Origin of the sequence: Bradyrhizobium guangdongense, assembly GCF_006483445.1 — a bacterium.
Classification (GTDB): Bacteria; Pseudomonadota; Alphaproteobacteria; order Rhizobiales; family Xanthobacteraceae; genus Bradyrhizobium; species Bradyrhizobium guangdongense_A.
Window position 1 is genome coordinate 37,238 of sequence record NZ_PPPT01000021.1, and the last position, 25,399, is coordinate 62,636.

Here is a 25,399-nt window from a genome sequence, read left to right on the forward strand (position 1 = left end):
TCATGGCGCGCATTGCCTTCATCGGGCTTGGACGGATGGGCCATGGCATGGCCGGCCGCTATCTTGATGCCGGCCACACCGTCGCGGTCTGGAATCGCAGCAAAGCCAAGGCTGAGGATTTGATCGCGCGCGGCGCGCGCTGGGCGACGTCGCCCGAGGATGCTGCTGTTGATGCCGACGCGGTCGTCACCATGGTTGCTGACGATGACGCCTCGCGTGCGGTCTGGCTCGGCGCCACCGGCGCGGCCAAGACGATGAAGGCCGGCACGATCGCGATTGAGTGCTCCACGGTCTCCTACGATCACGCGCGTGCGCTCGGGCGAGAGCTCAATGGCCGCGGCTTGATCTACATCGACTGCCCCGTGACGGGCCTGCCGGATGCGGCCGCAGCTGGAAAGCTGACGCTGCTGGTCGGCGCCGACGCAGCCGATCTCGAACGTGCGCGGCCTTTTCTTGAACCGATCGGCTCGACCATCCGCCATTTCGGCGCCATCGGATCGGGGACGGTCTACAAGCTCATCAACAATCTCATGGGCGCGATCCAGATCGCCGGCCTTGCGGAAGGTCTCGCAATTGCCGAACAGGCCGGGCTCGACATGCAGCTCGTGCTGGAAGCGATCCAGGGTGGGGTCGCCGCAAGTCCGCAGGTGCTGCGTCATTCAAAGCGCATGGTGGCGCGCGATTTTGCCGGTGCGACGTTTACGGCATCGCTGCGCCACAAGGATGCGGCCTATGCCGTGAAGCTCGCCGAGAGCCTGCTCGCAGGCCAACCGCTGGTCGCCCGCGCTGCGGTCGAGGCCTACGCAAAGGCCAAGGCGGTGATGCCCGATGAGGACGAAGGCCGCATGATCGAGCTGGTGTCGCGGCCGAAATAGGGGCTCCCTTTCCGCACATGGAGAAACAAAGAGTCGCGCTGCGGCCTCTAAACGAAATTTAGCTGCTCTCGACTAGTTTATTTGACACGCCCCTCCCGCGTCGGTTGCAATAAAGGAGTCCTGGAATACGTTCTTTGGATAGGCCAGAGGGAGAACCTACTGGTGGTGCCCTTCGACAAGTCTGTAAAGCGGGCTTGGCGCATCGGTCTCAGGGCCGGTGATGTGGCGCGCTTTGTCGCCAATGTCTTCATTGTCGTGGGTAGTGCTGGGCCGATTCTCTGGCTCGGGAGCGCGTATCTTCGCGATCATCACACTACGCTACTTGCGATCGCTGGCGGGGTGACGACGTCCGGCCTAGCGATCGCTCTGGCCGTGATACGCATCCGCACTCGGCGAAAGCAGACCATGATCGACAAGGCGTGGTCAACGCTGCGCGCGGCGGAGGATGAGTTCTACCGGAAGGCACATGAACTCCTGAATCTCAGACTTAGCGGCAAGCGAATGCCGCAGAAGAAACTTGGAGAGCTAAAGAGCATCCATCGCGACTACCTCAGGCAGATCTGTGTGTCCGCGACCGAAATCTTTTCCGCGATGAAAGGGCCGAAGATCGCGTTCGAAGCGAATATCAAGCGCATCGATCTCATGGCAGAGAGTGACAGCGGTCGGTTGCTTCCACACTATCGACCTCTCGTTCGCTCTTACGCCGACTTCACGCGGATTCGTTACGACGACTGGCTGGAGAGGAATCCGATCCCGATTGGACACAATGCCGCATACCGACAAATGATCCCGAGTGATCCGGTCTCACGCGGTTATTACGTGCCGAAGAAGGATCACTTCGCGTGCGGGGACGTTGCGGAATTTATCACCGAACTTGAGGCGCGAGGTGAGCAATTCGTCGAACCCAATAGGGTCGTGACGGGGCAGTTCTATCGGTCGTTCCTCGTAGTTCCGATCTGCGGGCGTACGGAAGCGGCAAGTCCCGGATGGCTAAAGGTCGATGGATTGGTCGTGCCAGCGCTGATTTGTATCGATACGCGGAAGGCACACGTATTCGATGGTCAGGGCAGTATTTCGCTTACGGTAGACCTGCGCGTGATGCACCAACTAGCTGGCGATGCCTTCAAGACCTTCGAGACGCTTGGGATAATCTTGAAAGGTGAACGAGTGGAATATGCTTAGCCGGACGGCCCGCCGGTGGCCTGAAGATCATCGGTGGGCACAACGCGATCTCTTCCGCAGCTCTTCGATATGCTCTTCGCGGTCAATACGGGCGATGTCCGCCAAATAGTCTTGAACAGATGGCTCCGCCCCGCCATTGCCGGACCCATTACGCGGAGTTGGTGAATTGAGAGATGCCGCTGGCTCCGCGGACCACATCGAAACGGCTTGCTTGAGCATGTCGTATCCGATCGAAAAAATTGCGCTACTGATACAAAAGGATGGCCTCTTAGCAAAGTAGAAACGTGCAGTGAGCAACTTATTTTGAATGGTGTGGACTGAAGGTCGCATTCTCGCAGTCGAGTGGGAATGTACGTTCGGCGCGGCGGTATTCTTTTGCTCTTTAGAGCCCATCGTGCGGGCCGCGCTGGTCAGTTCTGTGTCACCCTGAAACAGTCCGCAAAGTTTCGTCCAGGAATCGGGTGGCCGCTGCTACCGCTTCGCGTTAGGCGGTGCGCTTGGTCGCAGCGAGACGCCATGCTTCCCACCGATGACAGGATCGACGCGCGCGACTGGCTGCTGCTCGGCTTCCTCTCGGTCCTGTGGGGCGGCTCGTTCTTCTTCAACAGCGCAGCGTTGCGGGAGTTGCCGCCGCTGACGCTGGTGCTGCTGCGGGTCGGGCTGGGCGCGGCGTTCCTGCTGCCGCTGCTGCGGCTCTATAAGATCAGTCTTCCCAGCGATATCGTTGGCTGGCGCCCGTATGTCGTCATGGCCTTTCTCAACAATGTGCTGCCGTTCTCGCTGATCGTGACCGGTCAATTGTTCATTTCGAGCGGGCTCGCATCGATCCTCAACGCCACCACGCCGCTGTTTGGAGTCGTTGTGATGGCGGCTGCCGGAGAGGAGAAGCTGATTGCGCGGCGTGTCGCCGGCGTCGTCGTGGGGCTCGTGGGCGTGATCATCCTGCGCGGGGCGGGTGTCGAGCTGTTGACCGGGCAGGGGATCGGGATCCTGCTCTGCCTTGCGGCCGCGCTCAGCTACGGATTTGCAGGCCTGGTCGCGCGGCGCTGGTTGTCGACATCGCCGCCGCTTTCGACGGCGGCGTGCCAACTAATTGCGTCAACGGTCATGATGACCGTACTGGCCTCCATCATCGATCAGCCATGGCGCCTGTCGATGCCTGGGGTGACGACGTGGCTCGCCGTGCTCGGCTCGGCCGGCCTCTCGACCGCGCTCGCCTATCTCGTTTTCTTCCAGATCCTGCGGCGCTCGGGCGCGACCAATGTGATGCTCGTGACGCTGCTCATCCCAGTCACCGCGATCCTGCTTGGCTATCTCGCGCTGAGCGAACCGATCTCGCTGCGCGAGATCGTCGGCGCTCTCGTGATCGCGAGCGCGCTGCTGGTGATCGACGGGCGTGTGCTAACATGGCTGCGGCGATAGTCAGCCGCGTGCCGCCTGCCATTCCTCAAGCCAGGTCTTGAACCGTCCGCTGTCGCGCTCGCCGCCGTGCCAGGCCGCGTAGACGCTGCCGTCGGCGGCGACAAGGATCACGACATCGAGGCCTTTCGAGCGGCGCAGCGTGTCGATCGCCTGTTGCGGCGTTTGCGCGATGGGGCCGGCGACATTGAACGACGTATTGACCGACATTTCGACGCCGATACGACGGCCCAGCGCCTTGAGGTAGGCGTAGGTGAGGGGATCCTCGTCAGGACCGACGACCTGGATGCGGCCGGTGCCGTCGGCGTGGATGACGGCCGGAATCTTCTCACGTGCGCCCGGCTTCGCATGAGCCGTGATCACCATGTAGTTGTAGGCGTTGTAGCCGCCGTCGGCGACGCCGTCCTCCAGCACGAAATATTGCTGGGCGGCCTCCAACGTCGCCATTGGCGCCAGCGGCCGGATGGCCTCGCGGTATTTGACGCGCGCGTTGAGGTTTTCGCGGGCGGCGGGATCGCAGGGGTTGGCGAAGATCGAGCGATGACCGAGTGCGCGCGGGCCGGTTTCCGCCGCGCCCTGATAAAGCGCGATGACGCCGGATTGCGCGACGATCGACGCCATGAGGTTGGCGATGGCGTCGCGGCCCGCAGGCGTGGCGATATCGCCGAGGCGCTGTGATGCGATGTCATCGGCCGCGAGCGCGGTCTCGATATCGCTCCGCGCCGGCGGCAGGCCGCAATAAAAGGCATGGCGTAGAGGCGGGCCGCGGCGGGCGCCGGCCAAGTGAGCAAACAGCCAGGCGGCACCGATGGTGACGCCGGGATCGCCTGGCACCGGCGGTACCCAAAGATGCAGCCGCGCCTTTTGTCCCAGTGCTTTGGCGAACCAGCCTTCGCCAAAATGCTCGAGCAGCCGCATGTTGCCGACCGCATTGAGCGCGACGCCGCCGGTGAGCACCACGCGGTTTGTGCCGGTCGTGCGCAACAGATGATCCACGACGTGGATCATGGCGTCCTCGAACACGAGCTGCGTCGCGGCGGCCTTGTCGAGACGATCCTGCGTGTCGGGCCGGTGCTGGATGTCCTCGACCCGCAAGACAGCGTCGGGGTTCCAGAGCTGGTCCGGGCGTAGTGGTTCGCCCAGAATGTCGATCAGCGGCTGCTTGTAGGGATGGTCGAAGGGGTCGCAATACCAGTTCGCCATCGCGCGGTTGATCTGCACCGTGCCGCCGTCGCCGAGATGCAGCACCTGCCTCAGACACGCGTAGTAGGGATTGCTGGCGCGATCCATGTCGCCCCAGGCGGCGGCGCCCATGTAGCGGCCTTCGCTCGACAGCCAGGTCCAGCCGCCCTGCGTCGATGAGATCACGCTGTAGAAGGCGCCGAGCGAGTCGAACATGCTCTCGTTGCAGTACAGACGCTGCATCTCGCCGTTCTCAACGACATAGAGCGAGATCGAGCCGAGGTCGCCGGTGCCGTCGAGCACAGCGATGGCGACCTTCCCGTCGCCCTCGGCAAAGGGCGAGGCCGCATAGGAGAACCAGGAGTGGTTGTCGTGATGCGGCATCGTGATCAGCGGCACGCGTTCGCCGAGCCCGAGCTGGTGGGCCAGCTTTTTTGGCGTGCGCGTCATCTCGTCGAGACGGCGGCCGTCAAAGCCCGCGGCTTCGGTGTTGCGCGCGAGGCGCAGGCTTTGCGGCGCTTCCTCTAACAGGGAGCGCACCAGCGTGCCCGTAAGCGCCGGATAGTCCCATGAGGTGAGCCAGGCAAAGATATCGCCGGCATCGCGGCCCATTGCGCGCAGCGCTGCGACCATCGCGTCGATCGACTGCGCCGGATATTCGGTCGTGTGCTTGTTGCCGGAGAAGCGCTCTTCCTCGTTGTTGAGGATGAGGCGCGGTCCCGTCGCAGCGCTCACTTCAACTAGGGCCACACCGGAATTATGCGTGCCGGGGGCGCCGAGGCCCGCGAGATAAAGCGTTTCGCCGCGTGCGAGTTTTTCGCGCGCCAGCGCCAGGCGCTGCTGCGCGAAGGCCGAGTCGATCTGGTGGAAGTCGGCGCGCGCAAAGACCTTTGTGGCGAGCCATTTCGCAAGGCGGAATCCGGCTGCGCCCAATCTCGGATGTCGCGGTCCAATTCGTTTTGTCAGTTCCAATGCGCGGGCCCGTCCGAATCTTCGCCGTGCATCAAACATAATTGGCTGAAGACAACAATGGCATTTCGCAAAGCGGAAGATGCAAAGGCTTGCCAGTCGCGGGATGCCTTGCGACACTTGCGCACAACAAGATTACAAAAAGGGGAGAGAACGATGCCGGGTCGTCGCGGAAGCCTTGTCGTCAGAAGCCTTGCCCTCATGCTTGCGGCCGGAGTGCTCATCGCGAGCCCAGCCCTGGCCCAGAAGAAATACGATCCCGGCGCCAGCGATACCGAGATCAGGATCGGCAACATCATGCCCTATAGCGGGCCGGCATCCTCCTATGGCGTGATCGGCAAGTCCGAGGCCGCCTTCTTCAAGATGATCAACGACGAGGGCGGGATCAACGGCCGCAAGATCAATTTCATCTCCTATGACGACGCTTACAGCCCGCCCAAGGCGATCGAGCAGGCGCGCAAGCTGGTCGAGAGCGACGAAGTGCTGCTGATCTTCCAGTCGCTGGGCACGCCGTCCAACTCCGCGATCATGAAGTACATGAACACGAAGAAGGTGCCGCAGCTCTTCGTGGCCTCGGGCGCGACCAAGTTCGGCGATCCCAGGAACTTTCCCTGGACGATGGGATTCCAGCCCAATTACCAGAGCGAAGGACGCATCTACGCAAAATACATCCTCGACAAATTTCCCAACAGCAAGATCGCGGTGTTCTGGCAGAACGACGATGCCGGCAAGGACCAGGTCAAGGGTCTGCGCGACGGGCTCGGCGACAAGGCGAGCATGATCATCGCCGACAAGTCCTACGAGGTGAGCGACCCCTCGATCGACTCGCAGATCGTCGCGCTGCACGATTCCGGCGCCGACATCTTCTTCTCCTGGGCCGCACCAAAGGGGTCTGCGCAGGCGATCCGGAAGGTGGCCGAGCTCAAATGGAAGCCAAAATTCTTCCTGGCCAACACCGCCACATCGGTTGCCTCCGTGCTGAAGCCCGCAGGCCTCGAAGCGTCCAAGGACATCATCTCGACCGCCTATCTGAAGGACCCGACCGATCCGGCCTGGGACAAGGATCCGGCCGTGCAGAAATGGCGCGCCTTCATGGACAAATACTATCCCGACGGCGACAAGGCGAATGCCAACAACATCTACGGCTACGTGCAGTCGGAGGCGATGGTTCAGGTCTTGAAGCAGTGCGGCGACACTCTCACGCGCGAGAACGTCATGAAGCAGGCCGCCAGCCTGAAGAATTTTCACTCCGACCTGATGCTGCCGGGCATCATGGTCAACACCTCGCCGGACGACTATTTCCCGATCGAGCAGATGCAGTTGATGCGTTTCAACGGCGAATCCTGGGAGCTCTTTGGCGACGTCATCACCGGCGAAGTCGGCCACGAGCGGAGCCAGTAGCTCCGCCTATTGGGCCGCCGCGGCCGATGGCAAGCTAGCCCGCGCTCAACCGCACGCCGGCACGCAAGAACTTCTGCGGATCGACGGCGTCGCCATCGATGCGGGTTTCGTAGTGCAGATGCGGACCGGTGGAGCGGCCGGTCGAGCCGACGGCGCCGATCACCTGGCCGATCTTGACGATCTCGCCGACCTTGACGTGGATCTCGGAGAGGTGGCCGTAGCGCGTGGAGAGTCCATTGCCGTGGTCGACTTCGACCATGCGGCCGTACCCGCCCGACCATCCCGATGACACCACCTTGCCGTAAGCGGTGACGCGGACGGGATCGCCGGTCGCGGCGCGGAAGTCGAGACCGGTATGCATCGCGGGCCGGCCGAGGAAGGGATCGCTACGCACGCCAAAACCCGAGGTGAACTCGACCTCGCCGATGACAGGCTTGCGATAGGGCACCAGCGCCAGCGTGCGGTTCAGGCGATCCAGCTCGGCGCGCGTGATGTTGATGCGATTGAGCTGCTTCTCGAACGGTCCGGCATTGGCCGGCAGCCTGACGGGCACGAACGGTCCGCCCATCGCGCTACGCGGCACGGCGGCTTCGAGATCGGCCAGGTTAAGGCCGAGATCGCTGACCACGCCACGCATGCGGCGGACCCGCGATTCCATGCCGTCCTCGACGGCGCTGAGTGCCGCGATCTGGCGCCGCTCGACATTGTCGAGCGAGGTCGTCAGGCGAACGAGAACGTTGTCAAAGCCCTGAACCTTGGCGAACTGGTTCGGCTGCGGGCTTGCCATGACCGGCGTGCGCGATTCGAGCCGGGCCTCGCGATCCGGCGGCGCCACGAAGATCACGGTGTCGCTGATCGGCGACGGTTTTGGTGTGCCCTGCGATTGGCTTGCATCAGGACCGCGCTGCGGCGTCGCGCGCGGTATCGATCCCGTCACGTCAGGCATGGCGCCGAGCGCCGTGGCCCGGGACTCCAGCGCCGTCTGGCGCTTCATGATCTGGTCGAGCTTCTGGTCGAACTGCTCCTGGTCGAGCAGTTGGCGGCTGGTGGTGCGGTCGACCTTGGCGCGCAGCTCGGCGATGCGGTCCTCATAGGCGTATTGCATTTCGGCCTGGCGGGCGATGAGCCGGGTCAGGACGTCGTCGCGGAAAGCGAAATAGGTGGCGGTTGCGGCCGACCACAGGCCGAGCAGCACCACGGTACCGACCACGATCCAGAATACGACGGGAGCGAAGCGCACCTGCTTGCCGGCATGCACGATGGTGTAGCCGTCGTTCTCGGCGGGGGCGAGAGCAGCGGCAGCTTGGGCGCTCACCGGGCGGCGGTTGAAGGGCCGGCCGTGGTCATGCGGGTGATGCTGGTGGTACTGCGAATACAGAGCAGAACTTTTCGACATCGGCACTCCCGCGCCGGTCGGAAGGGTTCCGTTCGGCTTAATTGCCGCAGCAATCTGGGCCGGTCATGGTTAATTTTCCGGAAACGGAACCGGTCGAATTCGTCGGACTGGTTAAAGGTCTGTTGCGGCTGCTAACACCGCGTCGGCGTGGCCGTCGACCTTCACATGGCGCCATATCTTGGCGATCTTGCCGTCGGCGCCGACCAACACCGTGGTGCGAATAATCCCGAGGAAGGTCTTGCCATACATGGATTTTTCGCCCCAGGCGCCATAGGCCTCCAGCATCTCGTGCTGCTCGTCCGAGATCAGCGGGACGCCGAGGCTGTGCTTGTCGCGAAACTTCTCTTGGGCTTTGAGCGGGTCGGCGGAGATGCCGAGCACGGCGGTATCGCTGGCAGCGAAGGCATCCCTCAGCCGGGTGAAGTCGATCGCTTCCCGCGTGCAGCCCGGCGTATCGGCGCGGGGATAGAAGAACAGCACCAGCTTCCGGCCGGCATAGTCGGACAGCGTGGCCACGCCGCCACCGTCGCGGGGCAGGCGGAAGGCCGGGGCCTTGTCGCCCTCGGACAGCACCGCCTTGGCCGTGGTTTTGCGGGGACTTGCGGATTCGGAAGATTTTAACTGTTTCGATGCGGCGTTATGCGATGCTGGCTTGGCTGTGTTCTTGCGTGATTTGCTTGCCGTCGCCCGCAGCGTTTTTGCGGGCTTTGTTTTGGACTGGGCTGTCGATTTCGCTGCCGTTTTTCTGGGTGCTAGGCTGCCGGAGGTCGTCTTGGACGTTTTCTTACGCGATTTCTTGGACATACGCCTTCCTTTCGACGCTTTCGGCGGGTCAACCAGAACGCTATTGCAGCTTCCATCCGGGTTGCCGGATTCGGGCCCTAGGCTGGGCAAGTCTGGCGGCGCCGGAGTATGGTTACAAGGAATTCCACGCACCACCCCACTGCTCGTTGAACGCGCTCCCGGGGCGAAATGACGAACAGCAGGAACATCCAAGGAATGGCCGCGGTGCCGGTGCAGGGGCGTACAATCCCTGTCGACGGTTGCGGCCCCGGTGGCGGTCAATCTTACGATGGGCGCCTGTATCGAGAGGCAATGGCTAGGAATACGTCGCCCCAAGGTTCTGACCATGGATATGGCCATGGATCGGATTCTGACCGGGACTACGATCGGCGCGGCGCGCACCCCGCTCCCCAGGAATGGGACGAGCCCGATTGGGATCCGGATCAGGAAGAGGCGGCGGGTCGTCGGGCGCGCCGGCTTTTGTCCCGTTCCAGTTCGAGCGTTCACCGGCTGGGTGACGGTTTTGGCTCGCTCCGGCGCTGGCTGGTGGCGGATCGCTGGGTCAAGCGCCTTGCCATCGGCGTCGCCATGGTCGTCATCATCTTCGTCGGCTGCTTTGGCGCATTGTGGTGGCGGTTAGGTGCCGGCCCGATCAATCTCGACATCGCGACGCCATGGCTCGCCGAGGCGATCGAGGAGAACATCGGCCACGGCAACACCGTCGAGGTTGGCGGCACCCAGATCGAACGCGCCGGCCGCGTCCGCATCGCCGTGCGCATCCGCGACATCGTGGTGCGCGACCGCGACCACGCGATTGTGGCCGTCGCGCCGAAGGCCGAGGTGAAGCTCTCAGGCACCGCGCTCCTGATGGGGCGGTTGCGCGCCGAAAGCCTCAATCTCGTCGATGCCGAGCTTGCGATCCGCATCCTGCCTGACGGCACGGTCACCGTGTCGGCCGGCGACACTGCAAAACCGCTCGCAACCGGCGTCGCCTCCAAGAAAGAAGCCGGCCTGCCGCCGACATTCCCGCGCTCGAGCCCGGGCCTGCCGCCGACCGCGTCCGCACCGAATGCGCCCAATGCGGCGACCGGCACGCCTGCGGCAGCGCCACCGGCCAGCGCGCAGAGCGGGCTGCTCGCAAGCCTCGACTGGCTCGACAGCCTGAGCATGACCGGCCTCGACGGCCAGAACCTCAACGAGATCGGCCTGAAGAATGGCAATCTGATCGTCGACGATCAACAGCGCGGCGGCAAATGGTCGTTCGAAAACATCAGCCTCAGCCTGCGCCGGCCCAGCAGCGGCGGCGTGACGCTGAGCCTCGGCGAAGAGGGCGCCAAGCCGTGGTCGCTGCGCGTCACGGTCGGGCCCGCCGAGAACGGCGTGCGCTCGGTCGACATCCGCGCCGACAAGGTTTCCACCGCCAACATCCTCCTGGCACTGCGCCCGAAGGACCTGACCTACAATGCCGAGCTGCCGCTCACGGGCGAGCTCAAGGGCGAACTCGGGCGTGACGGCCTGCCGACCTATTTCCGCGGCAAGATCATCGCAGGCGCGGGCACCATCATCGACACCGACACGCCGGACTATCCGATGGGGATCGACTCGGCCGAGATCAATGTCGAGTGGGATGCCGGGCGTCGCGTGCTGGTCGCGCCATTCAAGGTCATCGCGGGCGCCAATCGCGTCACGCTGCTGGCGCATCTCGAGCCGCCCAATGGCAGCGTCACGGACTGGCAGCTCGGTTTCAGCGGCGGCTCGATCCTGCTTGCCGGCATCGACAACGAGCCGCCGCTGGTCTTCAACCGCATCGCAATCGGCTTCCGCTTCGACACCGACCACAAACGTGTGCTGTTGACGCAGGCCAATATCAGCAATGGCGAGATTGGCGTCGCCGGCACCGCGACCGTCGACTATTCGAACGAGCCTCAATTGACGCTGGGTTTCGCGGGCACGCCGATGTCGGCATCCGCCTTGAAGCGGATGTGGCCGACACTCGTCGTGCCCGAGCTGCGCGAGTGGGTGCTGGAGCGGATCGAGCGCGGCTCGCTGCAGCGCATCGAGGTCGCCCTCAATTCGCCCGTGCGCAATCTCTCGCGCAAGGGACCGCCGATCCCTGACGACGGTATGTCCGTCAACATCGTCGCCAACGGCGTGACCGTTCGCCCCGTCGATGGCATGCCGGCGGTGCATGATGCCGATCTCAGGGCGCGCGTCACGGGGCGCACCGCGACCGTGAATATCGGGCAGGGGATCGCCGACACGCCGGCGGGCCGCAAGATCGCCTTTTCTGATTTCACGTTCGAGGTGCCGGACATGGCACCAAAGCCGTCGCCGTCGCGCAGCAAATTCCGGGTCGACGGACCGGTGGCGGCAGCAGCCGAGATTCTCGCCAATGATCGCCTGAGCGATCTGTCGGCGACCTTCGTCGATCCCAACACCAGCAAGGGGACGTTCAATGCGAACATCTCGCTTGCGATGCCGGTCAAGGGCGAGCTGACGAAAGCCGATACTGTCTACGCCGTCACCGCCGACCTCAGCGGCTTTTCCGCCGACAAGCTAGTGATGAACCAGAAGCTCGAGGCCAACACGCTCAAGATCGTCGCCAACAACCAAGGCTATCAGGTCAAGGGCGACGTCAAGATCAACGGGCAGGCGGCGTCGCTCGATTATCGCAAACCGGCCGAGGGTGAGGCCGACGTCAAGCTGCAGACCACGCTTGACGATGCCAGCCGCGCGCGCCTCGGCTTCGATCTGAGCCCGGCTGTCGTCGGCAATCTGCCGGTCAAAATCTCCGGCAAGATCGGCTCCAGCGCCGACCAGACCACGCGGCTCGGCGTCGAAGCCGACCTGACCTCGGTGCGGCTCGACAACATCCTGCCGGGCTGGGTGAAGCTGCCGGGCAAGTCGGGCAAGGCCAGCTTCAAGGTAGTGCCGACGGCGCAATCGACGCGGCTCGAGGATATCGTCGTCGATGGCGCCGGCGTCTCGATCCGCGGCTCGCTCGAGGTCGACCAGAACGGCGACCTCATGAACGCGAACTTCCCGGTCTATTCGCCGTCAGACGGCGACAAGGCCTCGCTGCGCGTCGAGCGCGGCGCCGACGGCGTGGTCAAGGGCACGATGCGCGGCGAAGTGTTCGACGGTCGCGGCTTCCTGAAGTCGGCGATCTCTGGCACCAGCAAGGACGACAACAAGAGCAGCAAGCTGAAGAACGTCGACTTCGACATCGACGTCAAGCTCGGCACGGTGGCCGGCTCGAACGGCGAGACGATGCGCAGCGTCGACGCCAAGATGTCGCGCCGCAGCGGCGCCATCAAGGCGTTCACGCTGAGCGGCAAGGTCGGCAGCAACACGCCTGTCACGGCCGATTTGCGCGGCCGCGGGCAGGGCAGTCGCGAGGTGATCTATCTCCAGACCAACGACGCCGGCGCTTTCCTGCGCTTCACCGACACGACCAACAAGGTTTATGGCGGTCAACTGGTGGTGGCGATGGAGCCGCCGACGTCGGAGCCGACGGCCAGGGAAGGCCTGATCAACGTGCGCGACTTCTCCGTTCGCGGCATGGATCAGCTCGATCGCGTCGCGGCGGGTGGCCCCAACGGTGCGCAGAACGGCGTGGCGTTCTCGGCATTGCGCGCGGAGTTTACCCGGCAAAACGGTGCGCTCACGATTCGCGACGGTGTGGTGAAGGGGCCGATGATCGGCGCGACGATCGAAGGCTCGATCGACTTTCCCGGCAACCAGGTGTGCATGAGCGGCACCTTCGTGCCGATGTACGGCGTGAACAACATCTTCGGCCAGATTCCGTTGTTCGGCATCTTCCTGGGCGGTGGCAACAATGAGGGGCTGATCGGCGTGACCTACGAGGTCGTCGGCACGCCCGTTGCGCCTGTCATGCGCGTCAATCCGATCTCGGCCATGGCGCCGGGCCTGTTCCGAAAAATCTTCGAATTCAACACCGGCAAGCAGAACTCGCCGATCGAGGATCTGCCGACGCAGCAATCGGGCGACGCCCCATCACGCGCGCCTCTCTCCAACGGCTGCAATCTCGCGCGGCGATAGCCGGGTCCAAGTCAAGCGCCGGCGCGAGCCAGCGATGGCTTGCTTCAGTTCATGGACTTCGTGAAAATCGGTCTCAGGCCATGTGGCGATAGAGCCGGGCCTGACCGAGTGTTCAATGAACCGGCTTGTTCACCGCATCATCATGGCCGTGCTGCTGGTGGCAGCACTGGCGATCATCTGGAATGTGCTGGGTGCACGATGAGGGTGGCGCGGCGGCGCCACCCCGAGCGTCGAGCGATCAGCGCCGCGCGAGCGCGCCGCTGGGCTCGTCGCCTTCCTTGCGCACCAGCGCATCGACGCTGATCGGTCCGCCGCCGGCTGCCGAGAGGTAGAGGCAGGAGAAGCAGAACAGGATCGCCGCGGTGCCGCCGTTGAGCAGCGGCAGGAACACCGGCGTATCCTTGCTGAACATGTGGCCCATGAAGTAGGCGAAGGCCATTTCACCCGACAGCACGAAGGCGGAGATCCGCGTGAACAAGCCGATCATCAGGGCAGCGCCCAGCACGAGCTCAATCGAGCCGGCCGCGAAGATCAGCGGCTTGAGTTCAGCGAAGTAGGGGAGCACCGGAAACTTGAAGATTTTGGCCACGCCGTATTGAAACAGCAGGAGACCCGTGACGAAGCGAAACAGGCTCAAAAGAACCGGTTGATAGCGAGCGAGAAAAGTGAAGTTCATTGGTTGTCCCTCCGTTCCAATGCAGCGACTTGGATCGCATTCGGTTTCAGCTCGCAAGCGGCCCCGGCTCACTTCGCGCTGACATTTTCGTCATGTAGGACAAAACACCGCAGGCCGGGGTTTAAGCCCACGGTTTCTCGATTTTGAATCTCCGTAATTTGACGGGTTACGCCGGGGGTTGCAGGTAACCTCCAGCACACCTAGCGCCGCAGTGCGGGCACGACCAGGAACGGAATCATGCCGAGCACGACGCTCGCAAGTGCGAACGCGAGCAGCAGATTGTAACCTTGCGTTGCATCATGGATTAGGCCACCGGCCCAGGAGCCGAACGCTGAGCCGAGTCCACTACCGATCGAAATGGTTCCGTAGATCGTGCCGACCCGCTTGCCGCGAAAGATCTTCATGGCGGTCGCGGTGATCAGGGGCCCGCGCGAGCCCATCATGCTGCCGAAGCAGATGACGAAGCCTGCGAGCAGCCAGACGTTCGGGTGATACGGCAAGAGCCAGAGCAGGAAGATGCCGATGATCGAGATCGCGTAGCTGAGGAGCACCGAGGGCCGGCGGCCGATCACTCCGTCGAGCGCTGAGACCCCGAGCATGCCGAACACCAGCACCACGCCGGAAAATCCCCAGGCGGTTGCGGCCTGCAGCGGCGGGAATCCGGCGTCGATCAGGTAGGCGACGATCTGCGCGGCGATCGCGTACATGCCGACGGCGGTGAAGAAGAAGGTCGAGAACAGCGCCCAGAAGGCGTGATGACGCATCGCGCTCAGAAGCGTCCAGCCCTGGTCGATGAAGTCTGGGTCGGTCTTCTTTAGGATAAGGGGCGAGCCTGACGCGAACAGCCGCCACGGCAACAGCAACAGCGGCACCAACAGCGCGAACGTCGCAAAGCCAAAGATCTGATAGGCGCCGCGCCAGCCGACATGGTCGATCAGCACTTGCGAGACCGGCAGCAGCGCGAGCACGCCGCCGCCCATCGCCGAATAGACCACGGCCATTGCGGTCGGCAGCCGCGGTCCGAACCAGCGGCCGAGCAGGATCGAGTTCGGCACGTTGCCGATGAAGGCGACGCCGATGCCGACGCACAGGCCAATCGAGAGTTGGAACTGCCAGAGATGCTCGGCGCGACTGGCAACGAGAAAGGCGGAGCCGAGCAGCAAGAGTCCGAGCGAATAGACGATGCGCGGACCCGAGCGATCGAACAGGCGCCCGACCAGCGGCGCAGTCAGTCCGCTAATCAGCCAGGTCAGCGAGTAGATCGAAACGATCTGCGCGCGGTCCCAGCCAAAGTCTTCCGAGATCGGCTTGAGGAAGACGGTGAAGCTTTCGCTGAGGCCGCGCCCGAGCACCGCAAGCGTGAAGCACAGCGCGAGCACGACGAGGGCGGTGCGCACCGGCTCGCGCGATGTGGCGCTTCCCTTGACCGTTTCCCTGGGCGTGTTCTGGTCCATTGCTCGTCAGGGAGCGCGCTTCCGCTGCCGCTGGCAAGCAGTGAAAAGCGAATACGCCTATGCAGGCTTGAGAAGGACGTGGCGCTTCTTGCCGAGCGAGAGCTTGATCACGCCTTCCGGCGTGAGCAGGGCCGGCGTCATATTCATCTTCTCGTCGGTGACGGGCGTGTCGTTGACGCGCAGGCCGCCGCCCTTGATCTGACGGCGCGCCTCGCCATTCGAGGCGACGAGACCCGCCTTGACGAAGGCATTGAGCACGCCGATTCCGGCGTCGAGTTCGCCACGCGGAATTTCGACCGTGGGCAGGCTCTCGGCGAGTGCGCCTTCCTCAAAGGTCCGCCGCGCGGTTTCCGCGGCTTCGTTGGCGGCGTTGCGGCCGTGCAGCAGCGCGGTGGCCTCCGTCGCGAGCACCTTCTTGGCCTCGTTGATCTCCGAGCCCGCGAGCGCCTCGAGCTTAGCGATTTCGCTGAGCGGCATCGTCGTGAAGAGTTTTAAGAACTTGCCGACGTCGGCGTCCTCGGTGTTGCGCCAGTACTGCCAGAAGTCGTACGGCGAGAACTGGTCGGCGTTGAGCCACACCGCGCCCTGCGCAGTCTTGCCCATCTTGGCGCCCGAGGCGGTCGTCAGCAGCGGCGTGGTCAGCGCGAAGAGCTGCGGCGTTCCCATGCGGCGGCCGAGATCGACGCCCATGATGATGTTGCCCCACTGGTCGGAGCCGCCCATCTGGAGCCGGCAGCCGACGCGCCGCGACAGCTCGACATAGTCGTAGGCCTGGCAGATCATGTAGTTGAATTCGATGAAACTCATCTCCTGCTCGCGCTCGAGGCGCAGGCGCACAGAGTCCATCGTCAGCATGCGGTTGACCGAGAAATGCTTGCCGACGTCGCGCAGCATCTCGATCCAGTTCAGCCTGGTCAGCCATTCCGCATTGTCGAGCATGACGGCGTCGGAATGCCCATCGCCATAGCGCAGCACCTTTGAGAACACGCCGCGGATCGAGGCCTTGTTGGCTTCGATCTCGGCGACGGTGCGGATCGCGCGCGTCTCGTCCTTGCCGGAGGGATCGCCGACCATCGTGGTGCCGCCGCCCATCAGGGTGATCGGCTTGTTGCCGCTCTGCTGCAGCCAGTGCAGCATCATCATGGTCAGGTAGTTGCCGATGTGCAGGGACGGAGCGGTACAGTCGTAGCCGACATAGGCCGTCGCCTGGCCCTGGGCGGCGAGCGCGTCCAGGCCCTCAAAATCGGAACATTGGTGGATGAATCCCCGTTCCCTTAAGATATTGAGGAAATCAGATTTAAATGCAGTCATCTGTCGGCTGACCTGATCATTCTTATTTTACGGTAATTGCGGCAAGTTGCGGAACCCGTGCGGATCGGGCTGCCGCCGCGATAGGCGCTGTGGCATTATAAGATGTGCTTGTTTGATACAAGCCAGGCGTCGGGCTAGGGGGCGTCGAGGCTTACCGGGATGATGTTGACTGCGCTCGGTCTGATGAGCGGGACCTCGCTTGACGGGGTCGACGTTGCACTGATCGAAACCGATGGAAAGCAGGTGAAGGCGTTTGGGCCGTCCGGTTACCGGCCGTACAGCCATGCCGAACGCAACCTCTTGCGCCAGGCCCTGACCGAAGCCGTCCATTTGCCGCAACGCGACGCCAGGCCGGGCATTCTGGCCGAGGCCGAACGCGCGGTGACGCTCGCCCATGCCGAGGCGGTCGCCGCCTTCACCGCGCAGAACCGCATGGTGCCGGAGGAGATCGACATCGTCGGATTCCACGGCCAGACCGTGCTGCACCGCCCCGAACGGCGCATGACGGTGCAGATCGGCGATGCGACGGCGCTGGCCAAACTGATCCATATCCCCGTGATGCATGATTTCCGCGCCGCCGACGTCGAGGCCGGCGGGCAGGGCGCGCCCTTCGTGCCGGTCTATCATCGTGCGCTGGCGCAGTCGCTCGACCGAGAAGGCCCGATCGTCGTCGTCAATATCGGCGGCGTTTCCAACATCACCTATATCGACGGCAACGAGGCTCTGATCGCCTGCGATACCGGGCCGGGCAACGCGTTGCTCGACGACTTCATGTTTCGCACCATGAGCCAGGCCTTCGACACCGAGGGACGGTTCGCGGCACTCGGCAAGGTCGACGAGGCCTGGGTTGCGCGTGCGCTGGCGCTGCCGTTCTTCTCAGCTCCGCCGCCAAAATCGCTCGACCGCAACGACTTTGCCGCGCTCAAGCTCGGCGATGTGGCACCAGCCGACGGCGCCGCGACGCTGACGGCGTTCACAGCCGCAGCCATTGCCCGCGTCGTGCCGCTGCTGCCGAAGCGTCCGCGGAGCTGGATCATTGCCGGGGGCGGTGCCCGCAACCTCACCATGATGCGGATGCTGCGTGAGCGGGTGGCGCCAGCGTCCGTCGAGGCGGCCGAGACGCTGGGCTGGTCGTCGGACGCGCTGGAGGCGCAGGCATTCGGCTTCCTGGCTGCCCGCGGGCTGAAGGGGCTGCCGCTGTCCTATCCCGCGACCACCGGGGTGCCGATGCCCATGACCGGCGGGGTGATCGCCAGGCCGTGATCTGATCACGGCTGGTTGATGCATATGCATCGATCTTGACGAGTACATGCAAGTGCATCTATATTGATGCAATCGCATCTAACCGTCGGGATCCTTCAGTCATGGCCGCGCCGCTCAAACTAATCAGTCACAAGCTTTGCCCCTATGTGCAGCGCGCGGTGATCGCGCTCAACGAGAAGGGCGTACCGTTCGAGCGGATCGATATCGATCTCGCCAACAAGCCGGACTGGTTCCTGAAAATCTCGCCGCTCGGCAAGGTGCCGGTGCTGGTCGTGACGACCGAGCAGGGTGAGGTCGCGCTGTTCGAGAGCAACGTGATCTGCGAATACATCGAGGAGACGCAAGGCGGCGTGAAACTGCATCCCGCCGATGCGCTGAAGCGCGCCGAGCACCGTGCCTGGATGGAGTTCGGCTCCGCGATCCTCGGCGATCTCTGGGGACTTGAGACGACGACCGACGCCGCCACGTTCGAGGCCAAGCAGCAGGCGCTTGTCGCAAAGTTTTCGCGGGTCGAAGCTGCGCTCAGCGCCGGTCCATTCTTCGCCGGTCAGGCGTTCAGCCTCGTGGACGCCGTCTTCGCGCCGATCTTCCGCTATTTCGATGTGTTCGATGATGTCGCCGAGCTCGGCATCTTCAAGGATTTTGCGAAGGTGCGTGCGTGGCGGGCTGAACTTGCGAACCGCGCGAGCGTGAAGACAGCCGTCGGCGCCGACTATCCGCAGTTGCTGCGCGCCTTCCTCGTGCGCCACGATGCGCATCTGCTGAAGCTCGCAGCGTGACGGAGTTGCTGTGGGGTGGGCAAAGCTTCCGGCCTCGCTCGAAGAGCGCGGCGGAAGCGTGCCCACCGCGTCTGCTGCAATTTTCGATAGATGGTGGGCACGCTGCGCCTTCGCTCTTCGAGCCGCGGCTTCGCTTTGCCCACCCTACCAATTCTGAAGTTTCACAGCTCCGCCGCCATCTTCGTCAGCGTCGCGATCGTGTTCATGTTGCGCGCGGTGCCGGTCTTGGCAGCGGGAATGACGAGCTTTGACGTCCCCATGCCGTCGCCGTAGTGGACGTAGATCTCGCGGCGGCCGAGGCTGATCTCTTCGTCCTTCCGGCCGCGCAGAGCTGCGAGCGCGTCCGCTGGCGGCGTCTTGTCGAGGAAGATCGCAACCGTGCGGTTGGGCGCGGCCTTTGGAAACGGATTGTCCGCAAGCACCTTCGCCATCTCGGCGGCGCTGCGCACGAGCACGCCGATCGGTGCGCCGGCATAGGCGTGCAGGCGCTTCTCCAGCGCGGACTTGATGGCGGCTTCGGACTTGCGGCTGGTGAAGACCACATTGCCGCTGGCGATGTAGGTGCGCACGGCGGCAAGACCGACCTCTTCGCACATCGCCTTGAGCTCGGTCATCGGCAGCTTGCCGGTACCGCCGACATTGACGGCTCGCAGCAGGGCTACGAACGCGCCCATGACTTGACTACCGCACGTTGGCGAGACGCATGTCGAGATAGGCCGTGATGGTCTCCATCAGCGGCTCTAGCTTTGAGTCGAAGAAGTGGTTGGCGCCGGGGATGACCTGCTGGTCGATCACGATGCCCTTCTGCGTCTTCAGCTTCTCGACCAGCGTGTTGACGTCCTTCGGCGGCACCACCGCGTCCTTCTCGCCATGCACGATCAGGCCCGAGGACGGGCAGGGCGCAAGGAACGAGAAGTCGTAGAGGTTGGCGGGCGGCGCGATCGAGATAAAGCCTTCGACCTCCGGACGGCGCATCAGGAGCTGCATGCCGATCCAGGCGCCGAAGGAGAAGCCGGCAACCCAGCACGCGCGCGCCTCGGGATTGATGGTCTGCGCCCAGTCGAGCGCGGCCGCCGCGTCAGACAATTCGCCGGTGCCATGATCGAACGAGCCCTGGCTGCGGCCGACGCCACGGAAATTGAAACGCAGCACCGAGAAGCCGCGATGCGCAAACGCATAGTAGCACTGGTACACAATCTGATGATTCATCGTGCCGTGAAACTGCGGATGCGGATGCAGGATCATCGCGATCGGCGCGTTCTTCTGCTTGGCCGGGTGATAGCGGCCTTCGAGACGGCCCGCGGGGCCGGCGAAAATAACTTCGGGCATGGATGTCTCTTGATTGATCCCTTGAAGATGATCCTCAGCAATCAACCGATTGTTCAGGCCTCCTCGGCGGCAAGCCGATGAAGCGAATGAAGGGGGAGAGGGCGCGCCTCGCGGTGATGCGCTCAAATGCGCGCGGTGAACTGACGCGCGCGTTCTAACATGAGGCGTGGGTCAAAAAGCAAGCATCTTGAACATCGTCCAACGAGTTCAAGAGGTTAGCCGGCCACCTTGGCGTCGCAATCCGGACCGATGCAGATGGGCTGAGCGCGGCGATGCGGGCAACCAATTGAAATCACGACGATTTAGCGGACGTGTCGGGTGGCCCGGTTCACGCCGGTGCCGGGCGATTCCCGAACGCGGCCACCGCAGACCTGTAGCGCCGGCTGCCCCCGAGCGTCTGCCCGTTGTCGAAGGTGAGCTCAAAGTCCCCTGATGGTTTGAAGTCGACGCCGCTCACCCGGTCGAGATTGGCCAGCTTCGTACGGTGAACGCGCGCGATGCCGAAGCGCGAGAGCTCGCTTTCGGCCAGTGCGAGCGTGCCGCGGATCAGGTGCTGGGTGCCGTCGGCGAGGCTGTATTCGATGTAGTTGCCGGCGGAAGCGATCCAGAGAATGTCGCGCGGGGCAACGCGAATGCGGCTCGTGCCGTCCCGCAGCCAGATCAGGTCGGGGAGCTCGGATTGCTGCGCAGCGCCGGTCGGGGGCGGAACGACCGCGGCAGCCCGCTTCAGTTCACGCCGGCTTTCGAGCAGCCAGAGCGTGCCGCCGATCAAGAGGACGGCCACGGCATCCTTGCGAAACTCGTACAGAACCGTCGCAAGCGAGAAACGGAAATCGTATTCGCCGCCGGCGAGCCAGAGCGCGAGCTTCCGGATCCAGACCATGCCGGTGATGTGGAGAGCGGAGAACGCGACCAGGGCGACCACAGCGATCCCGGCCCGCAGGGCGAGGCTGGATGTTCCGCGCATGCGCCTGATCGCGAGCACCAGGATCGGCAGCAGCAGGAGGATGACGGCGATGCTCGATGCCTCCCAGAACAGCCGCCGGCCGACGTCGGAGCTGTCGCCGCGCCAGGCGGCGTCCTGCGCGCCGGAGAGCGCATTCACGATTCCGATGGCGAGCGCGACGACCGCGATCGCGGCCAATGGCGTCCAGTCGCCGCCGATCCCCCAAAGGCCACCGCTCGTCCCAGCGACCGGCGTTTCGTCCCCTCGCGCCGGGGCCTGGTCCCAAACCGGCTCGACGCGCTCCGTTTGTGGGGCATTTTCGGTGTCAGCCATGGCCAAAGAACCGTGCTTGGCGTCCCGTCAAGGAGCAGAAAACCATGTCAACACCAGAGCAACTCCCGGCCTCGGAACGGCGCATCGATCTCGACTGGGTGAGGATTTTAGCCTTCGGGCTTTTGATCTTCTACCACGTCGGCATGCTCTACGTGTCCTGGGGATTTCACATCAAGAGCGACCACCGGCTGACCTGGCTCGAGCCGCTGATGCTGGTCCTCAATCCTTGGCGGCTGTCGCTCTTGTTCCTGGTTTCCGGTGTCGCCACCCGATTCATGCTGCGCAAATACGACCTAGGCGCCTTCGTCCGCTCACGCTCGGCCCGGCTCTTGATCCCCCTGGTCTTCGGCATGCTCGTGATCGTGCCGCCGCAGTCCTACCTCCAGATCGTCGAGGCTCTCGGCTATCCCGCCGGGTTCGACGACTTCTATGCCCGGCACTATCTCGCGTTCGGCGCGCAGTTCTGCCCGAACCCCTGCATCGTGCTGCCGACCTGGAACCATCTCTGGTTCGTGGTCTATCTGTGGGTCTACACCATGGCGCTCGTCGGCGTGCTCTGGCTGTGGCCGCGGCTCGTCGATCGGTTCGGTGACAAGCTTGCGGCGCTGCTTGCAGGCCCCCGGATTCTGATCCTGCCGTGCCTGTTGTTCGCCGCCTGGCGTCTGTTCCTGTACCCGGCCTTTCCCTCGACCCATGCGCTGTTCGGCGATTGGTACAACCATGCGGACTATGCGACGGCGTTCCTGATCGGCTTCCTGCTCGCCAAACAGGACGGCATCTGGCGCGACATCGAGCGTCAGCGCTGGACCGCGCTCGCCGCCGCCGCAATCTTCTTCGCCGCGTTCATTCTGGTTCGCACCGGTCTGTTCGCGCCGTCGCCAGTGCTGAGATGGTTCGTGAGCTCGGTGTATGGTTGCTATCAGTGGCTGGCGATGGCCGCGGTGCTCGGCTTTGCGCGGCGCCATTTCGTCGCCGACGGCCCCGTGCGCCGCTACCTGACCGACGCGATCTTTCCCTATTACATCATGCATCAGACCGCGATCATTGTGATCGCGCATGCGTTGAAGGGCGATGGTCTCTCGGCCGGAAGCGAAGGCTTCATCGTGATTGCCGGCACTGCGCTCACCTGCGTCGTCACCTATGAGGTCGTACGGCGGATCGCCTGGCTGCGGCCGTTGTTTGGACTGCGGTGGGAGCCGGGCCGCTCCGCCGGAATGGTGCAGCGGCAGCACGCATGACGGGGGCCGTTGCGATTGGCGCGGCGGCAAAAGGTGCTAAGAGGGCCGCATGCCAACCCGCGTCTATCTCGACTGGAATGCAACCACGCCGCTACGCCAGGAGGCGCTGACGGCGATCGTCGCGGCCTATGAGCTCGTCGGCAATCCCTCCTCGGTCCACGCCGAGGGCCGCGAGGCGCGGCGGTTGGTCGAGGACGCGCGGGCGGCACTGGCAGGCGCGGTCGGTGCCTTGCCGCGGAACGTCGTCTTCACCTCGGCCGGAACCGAGGCCAATGCGCTGGCGCTGTCGCCGGGTCTGCGGCGGGGCGCGGGCGCTCCCGTAGAGCGGTTGCTGGTGTCGGCCATCGAGCACGCCTCGGTGTTGGCAGGCGGTCGATTCCCCACGGCGTCCATCAGCCAGATCAAGGTGACGCCGGCCGGGGTCGTCGACCTCGACCACCTCAGGGCGCTCCTTGCCTCCGGACCGCCGGCGCTGGTGTCGATCATGGCGGCCAACAACGAGACCGGCGCTCTTCAACCCGTTTCTGAAGCGGCGGGGATCGTGCATGAGGCGGGGGGCCTCCTGCATGTCGACGCGATCCAGGCGTTGGGCAAGATTCCCTTCGATATCAAAGCTATAGCTGCCGATCTTGCGACCTTCTCTGCGCACAAGATCGGTGGCCCCAAGGGTATCGGCGCACTGGTCGTGGCGGAGGGCGTGGCGGGACTGGAACCGCAGCTTCGCGGCGGCGGCCAGGAACTCGGCCGCCGTGCAGGGACCGAGAACGTCGCCGGGATTGCCGGCTTTGGCGCGGCCGTTCGGGTCGCGATTGAGGCTCTGGCGGAGGATGCGGCTCGGCTGGCAACGCTCAGGAATCGTTTGGAAAATGGGCTGCGTGAGGTCGCCGGCGCTACGGTGTTTTCAGATGCGGCGGAACGGTTGCCAAATACCGTCCTGTTCACGGCACCCGGCCTGAAGGCCGAGACGGCCGTGATTGGCTTCGATCTGGAGGGCATCGCGGTGTCCTCAGGCTCGGCCTGTTCCTCCGGAAAAGTCCAGCCGTCTCATGTGCTCATCGCCATGGGGCTGGACCCCCAAACGGCCCAGGGAGCGGTGCGCCTCAGTCTGGGCTGGTCCACGCAGGAAGGGGACATCAATCGGGCCCTGGAGGCTTGGCGGAAGCTTGGTAATACCCTACTTAAGGGATGAGCGATGAAACACGCCCAGAATGGTTCTAAGGGCGTGCGTTCCGCGAAAAAACATCGTAGAAGTCGTTCGAGTTTGATCCACCGCGGTCCTTGAAACCGCGAGCGGAGGAATGGATGCCAGCCGTACAAGAGACGGTCGAGCGCGTGAAGCGTATCGACGTCGACCAGTATCGTTATGGGTTTGAGACCCTGATCGAGTCCGACAAGGCCCCCAAGGGGTTGTCGGAAGAGACCGTCAAGTTCATCTCTGCGAAGAAGAACGAACCCGCCTGGATGCTCCAGTGGCGGCTCGAAGCCTATCGCCGCTGGCTGACCATGACGGAACCGACCTGGGCCCGCGTCGACTATCCCAAGATCGACTTCCAGGACCTCTATTACTATTCGGCGCCGAAGCCGAAGAAGACGGTCACCTCTCTCGACGAGATCGATCCGGAGATTCTCAAGACCTACGAGAAGCTTGGCATTCCCCTGCGCGAAGTCGCGATGCTCGAAGGGGTCGAGCCCAAGCCCGGCGAGGAGGATCCTAACCGGCGCAAGATCGCCGTCGATGCGGTTTTCGACTCGGTCTCGGTTGCGACCACCTTCAAGGCCGAGCTGAAGAAGGCCGGCGTGATCTTCATGCCGATCTCGGAAGCCATCCGCGAACATCCCGAGCTGGTGCAAAAATATCTCGGCTCCGTGGTGCCGACCTCCGACAATTTCTATGCGACGCTGAACTCGGCGGTATTCTCCGACGGCTCGTTCGTCTACGTGCCGCCGGGCGTGCGCTGCCCGATGGAGCTGTCGACCTATTTCCGCATCAACGAGCGCAACACCGGCCAGTTCGAGCGCACGCTGATCATCGCCGACAAGGGTTCCTACGTCAGCTATCTCGAAGGCTGCACCGCGCCGCAGCGCGACGAGAACCAGTTGCACGCCGCCGTCGTCGAGCTCGTCGCGCACGATGACGCCGAGATCAAATATTCGACGGTGCAGAACTGGTACCCCGGCAATTCGGAAGGAAAGGGCGGCATTTATAATTTCGTCACCAAGCGTGGCGACTGCCGCGGCAACAATTCCAAGATCTCCTGGACCCAGGTCGAAACGGGTTCGGCGATCACGTGGAAGTATCCGAGCTGCATTCTGCGTGGCGATAATTCGCGCGGCGAGTTCTATTCGATCGCGATCTCGAACGGTTTTCAGCAGGTCGATAGCGGCACCAAGATGATCCATCTCGGCAAGAACACGACGAGCCGGATCATCTCCAAGGGCATCGCCGCCGGCAAATCGCAAAACACCTATCGCGGTCTCGTCACCGCGCATCGCAAGGCGACCGGCGCGCGCAACTTCACCGCCTGCGATTCGCTCCTGATCGGCGACAAATGCGGCGCGCACACCGTGCCGTACATCGAGGCCAAGAATTCTTCGGCGACGTTCGAGCACGAGGCGACGACCTCGAAAATCTCCGAGGACGTGCTGTTCTATTGCATCCAGCGCGGCCTGTCCCAGGAAGAAGCCGTCGGCCTCGTCGTCAACGGCTTTGTGAAGGACGTGCTGCAGCAACTGCCGATGGAGTTCGCGGTGGAAGCGCAGAAGCTGATCTCGATCTCGCTGGAAGGGTCGGTCGGCTGATT

At 63.7% G+C, this 25,399-nt stretch carries 19 protein-coding genes; 10 read left to right on the forward strand and 9 right to left on the reverse strand.

The genetic code is table 11. From position 1 onward, the window contains the following. Window positions 1–2 precede the first annotated feature (2 nt). The 3 genes from C2U70_RS03365 to C2U70_RS03375 all read left to right on the forward strand — a co-directional run bounded on the left by C2U70_RS03365 (window position 3) and on the right by C2U70_RS03375 (window position 3,479). Complete coding sequence (locus tag C2U70_RS03365; protein ID WP_140976445.1) at window positions 3–875, forward strand: NAD(P)-dependent oxidoreductase; 873 nt, start codon at window positions 3–5, stop codon at window positions 873–875. A 162-nt stretch (window positions 876–1,037) separates the two neighbouring features. Continuing rightward, window positions 1,038–2,057, forward strand: a complete 1,020-nt coding sequence (locus C2U70_RS03370; RefSeq protein ID WP_140976446.1) for a hypothetical protein — start codon at window positions 1,038–1,040, stop codon at window positions 2,055–2,057. Between the two features lie 516 nt (window positions 2,058–2,573). Further along, window positions 2,574–3,479, forward strand: a complete 906-nt coding sequence (locus tag C2U70_RS03375; RefSeq protein ID WP_140976447.1) for a DMT family transporter — start codon at window positions 2,574–2,576, stop codon at window positions 3,477–3,479. Here the strand turns inward: C2U70_RS03375 and C2U70_RS03380 are convergent, their stop codons facing one another. Beyond that, window positions 3,480–5,591, reverse strand: a complete 2,112-nt coding sequence (locus C2U70_RS03380; protein WP_246666653.1) for a carbamoyltransferase C-terminal domain-containing protein — start codon at window positions 5,589–5,591, stop codon at window positions 3,480–3,482. It lies immediately after the preceding gene. A 192-nt stretch (window positions 5,592–5,783) separates the two neighbouring features. Here C2U70_RS03380 and C2U70_RS03385 point away from each other — a divergent pair, with 192 nt between their 5' ends. Next, entirely contained in the window at window positions 5,784–7,028 is a 1,245-nt protein-coding gene (locus C2U70_RS03385; protein WP_140976449.1) for an ABC transporter substrate-binding protein, read from the forward strand. A 34-nt stretch (window positions 7,029–7,062) separates the two neighbouring features. Here the strand turns inward: C2U70_RS03385 and C2U70_RS03390 are convergent, their stop codons facing one another. Together C2U70_RS03390 and C2U70_RS03395 are read right to left on the reverse strand one after the other, a co-directional pair. After that, window positions 7,063–8,424 carry a M23 family metallopeptidase gene (locus C2U70_RS03390; protein ID WP_186294041.1) on the reverse strand — a complete coding sequence of 454 codons (1,362 nt, stop codon included), beginning with the start codon at window positions 8,422–8,424 and terminating at the stop codon, window positions 7,063–7,065. 111 nt (window positions 8,425–8,535) lie between these two features. Then, window positions 8,536–9,228, reverse strand: coding sequence for a peroxiredoxin (locus tag C2U70_RS03395; protein WP_140976451.1), 693 nt, complete (start codon window positions 9,226–9,228; stop codon window positions 8,536–8,538). A 195-nt stretch (window positions 9,229–9,423) separates the two neighbouring features. Between C2U70_RS03395 and C2U70_RS03400 the strand changes: the two genes are divergently transcribed. Beyond that, window positions 9,424–13,269 carry a YhdP family protein gene (locus C2U70_RS03400; protein ID WP_186294042.1) on the forward strand — a complete coding sequence of 1,282 codons (3,846 nt, stop codon included), beginning with the start codon at window positions 9,424–9,426 and terminating at the stop codon, window positions 13,267–13,269. 238 nt (window positions 13,270–13,507) lie between these two features. Here the strand turns inward: C2U70_RS03400 and C2U70_RS03405 are convergent, their stop codons facing one another. The 3 genes from C2U70_RS03405 to tyrS form a co-directional block, all read right to left on the reverse strand. Beyond that, window positions 13,508–13,945 (reverse strand): DoxX family protein, encoded by a 438-nt coding sequence (locus tag C2U70_RS03405; RefSeq protein ID WP_140976453.1) that lies wholly within the window; start codon window positions 13,943–13,945, stop codon window positions 13,508–13,510. A gap of 200 nt (window positions 13,946–14,145) precedes the next feature. Next, complete coding sequence (locus C2U70_RS03410) at window positions 14,146–15,399, reverse strand: MFS transporter (protein WP_140976454.1); 1,254 nt, start codon at window positions 15,397–15,399, stop codon at window positions 14,146–14,148. A gap of 57 nt (window positions 15,400–15,456) precedes the next feature. Further along, window positions 15,457–16,710, reverse strand: a complete 1,254-nt coding sequence (gene tyrS, locus C2U70_RS03415) for a tyrosine--tRNA ligase (protein ID WP_140976455.1) — start codon at window positions 16,708–16,710, stop codon at window positions 15,457–15,459. Between the two features lie 159 nt (window positions 16,711–16,869). On the opposite strand from tyrS, the gene C2U70_RS03420 reads away from it, so the two are divergent. Further along, window positions 16,870–17,973, forward strand: coding sequence for an anhydro-N-acetylmuramic acid kinase (locus C2U70_RS03420; protein ID WP_140976456.1), 1,104 nt, complete (start codon window positions 16,870–16,872; stop codon window positions 17,971–17,973). A 101-nt stretch (window positions 17,974–18,074) separates the two neighbouring features. Continuing rightward, on the forward strand, window positions 18,075–18,752 hold the full coding sequence (locus tag C2U70_RS03425; protein WP_140976457.1) for a glutathione S-transferase family protein: 678 nt from the start codon (window positions 18,075–18,077) through the stop codon (window positions 18,750–18,752). A 161-nt stretch (window positions 18,753–18,913) separates the two neighbouring features. Here C2U70_RS03425 and C2U70_RS03430 read toward each other — a convergent pair whose 3' ends face one another. The 3 genes from C2U70_RS03430 to C2U70_RS03440 all read right to left on the reverse strand — a co-directional run bounded on the left by C2U70_RS03430 (window position 18,914) and on the right by C2U70_RS03440 (window position 21,360). After that, window positions 18,914–19,426 (reverse strand): DUF1697 domain-containing protein, encoded by a 513-nt coding sequence (locus C2U70_RS03430; RefSeq protein WP_140976458.1) that lies wholly within the window; start codon window positions 19,424–19,426, stop codon window positions 18,914–18,916. A 7-nt stretch (window positions 19,427–19,433) separates the two neighbouring features. Continuing rightward, window positions 19,434–20,081, reverse strand: coding sequence for an alpha/beta hydrolase (locus tag C2U70_RS03435; protein ID WP_140976459.1), 648 nt, complete (start codon window positions 20,079–20,081; stop codon window positions 19,434–19,436). 328 nt (window positions 20,082–20,409) lie between these two features. Next, window positions 20,410–21,360: a LytTR family DNA-binding domain-containing protein gene (locus C2U70_RS03440; protein WP_140976460.1), complete on the reverse strand. Its 951-nt coding sequence runs from the start codon at window positions 21,358–21,360 to the stop codon at window positions 20,410–20,412. A gap of 44 nt (window positions 21,361–21,404) precedes the next feature. On the opposite strand from C2U70_RS03440, the gene C2U70_RS03445 reads away from it, so the two are divergent. From C2U70_RS03445 to sufB, 3 genes are all read left to right on the forward strand, one after another. Then, window positions 21,405–22,598: an acyltransferase family protein gene (locus C2U70_RS03445; protein ID WP_140976461.1), complete on the forward strand. Its 1,194-nt coding sequence runs from the start codon at window positions 21,405–21,407 to the stop codon at window positions 22,596–22,598. A 49-nt stretch (window positions 22,599–22,647) separates the two neighbouring features. Then, window positions 22,648–23,787: a cysteine desulfurase family protein gene (locus tag C2U70_RS03450; RefSeq protein ID WP_140976462.1), complete on the forward strand. Its 1,140-nt coding sequence runs from the start codon at window positions 22,648–22,650 to the stop codon at window positions 23,785–23,787. Between the two features lie 113 nt (window positions 23,788–23,900). Next, window positions 23,901–25,397: a Fe-S cluster assembly protein SufB gene (gene sufB, locus C2U70_RS03455; RefSeq protein ID WP_140976463.1), complete on the forward strand. Its 1,497-nt coding sequence runs from the start codon at window positions 23,901–23,903 to the stop codon at window positions 25,395–25,397. Window positions 25,398–25,399 lie beyond the last annotated feature (2 nt).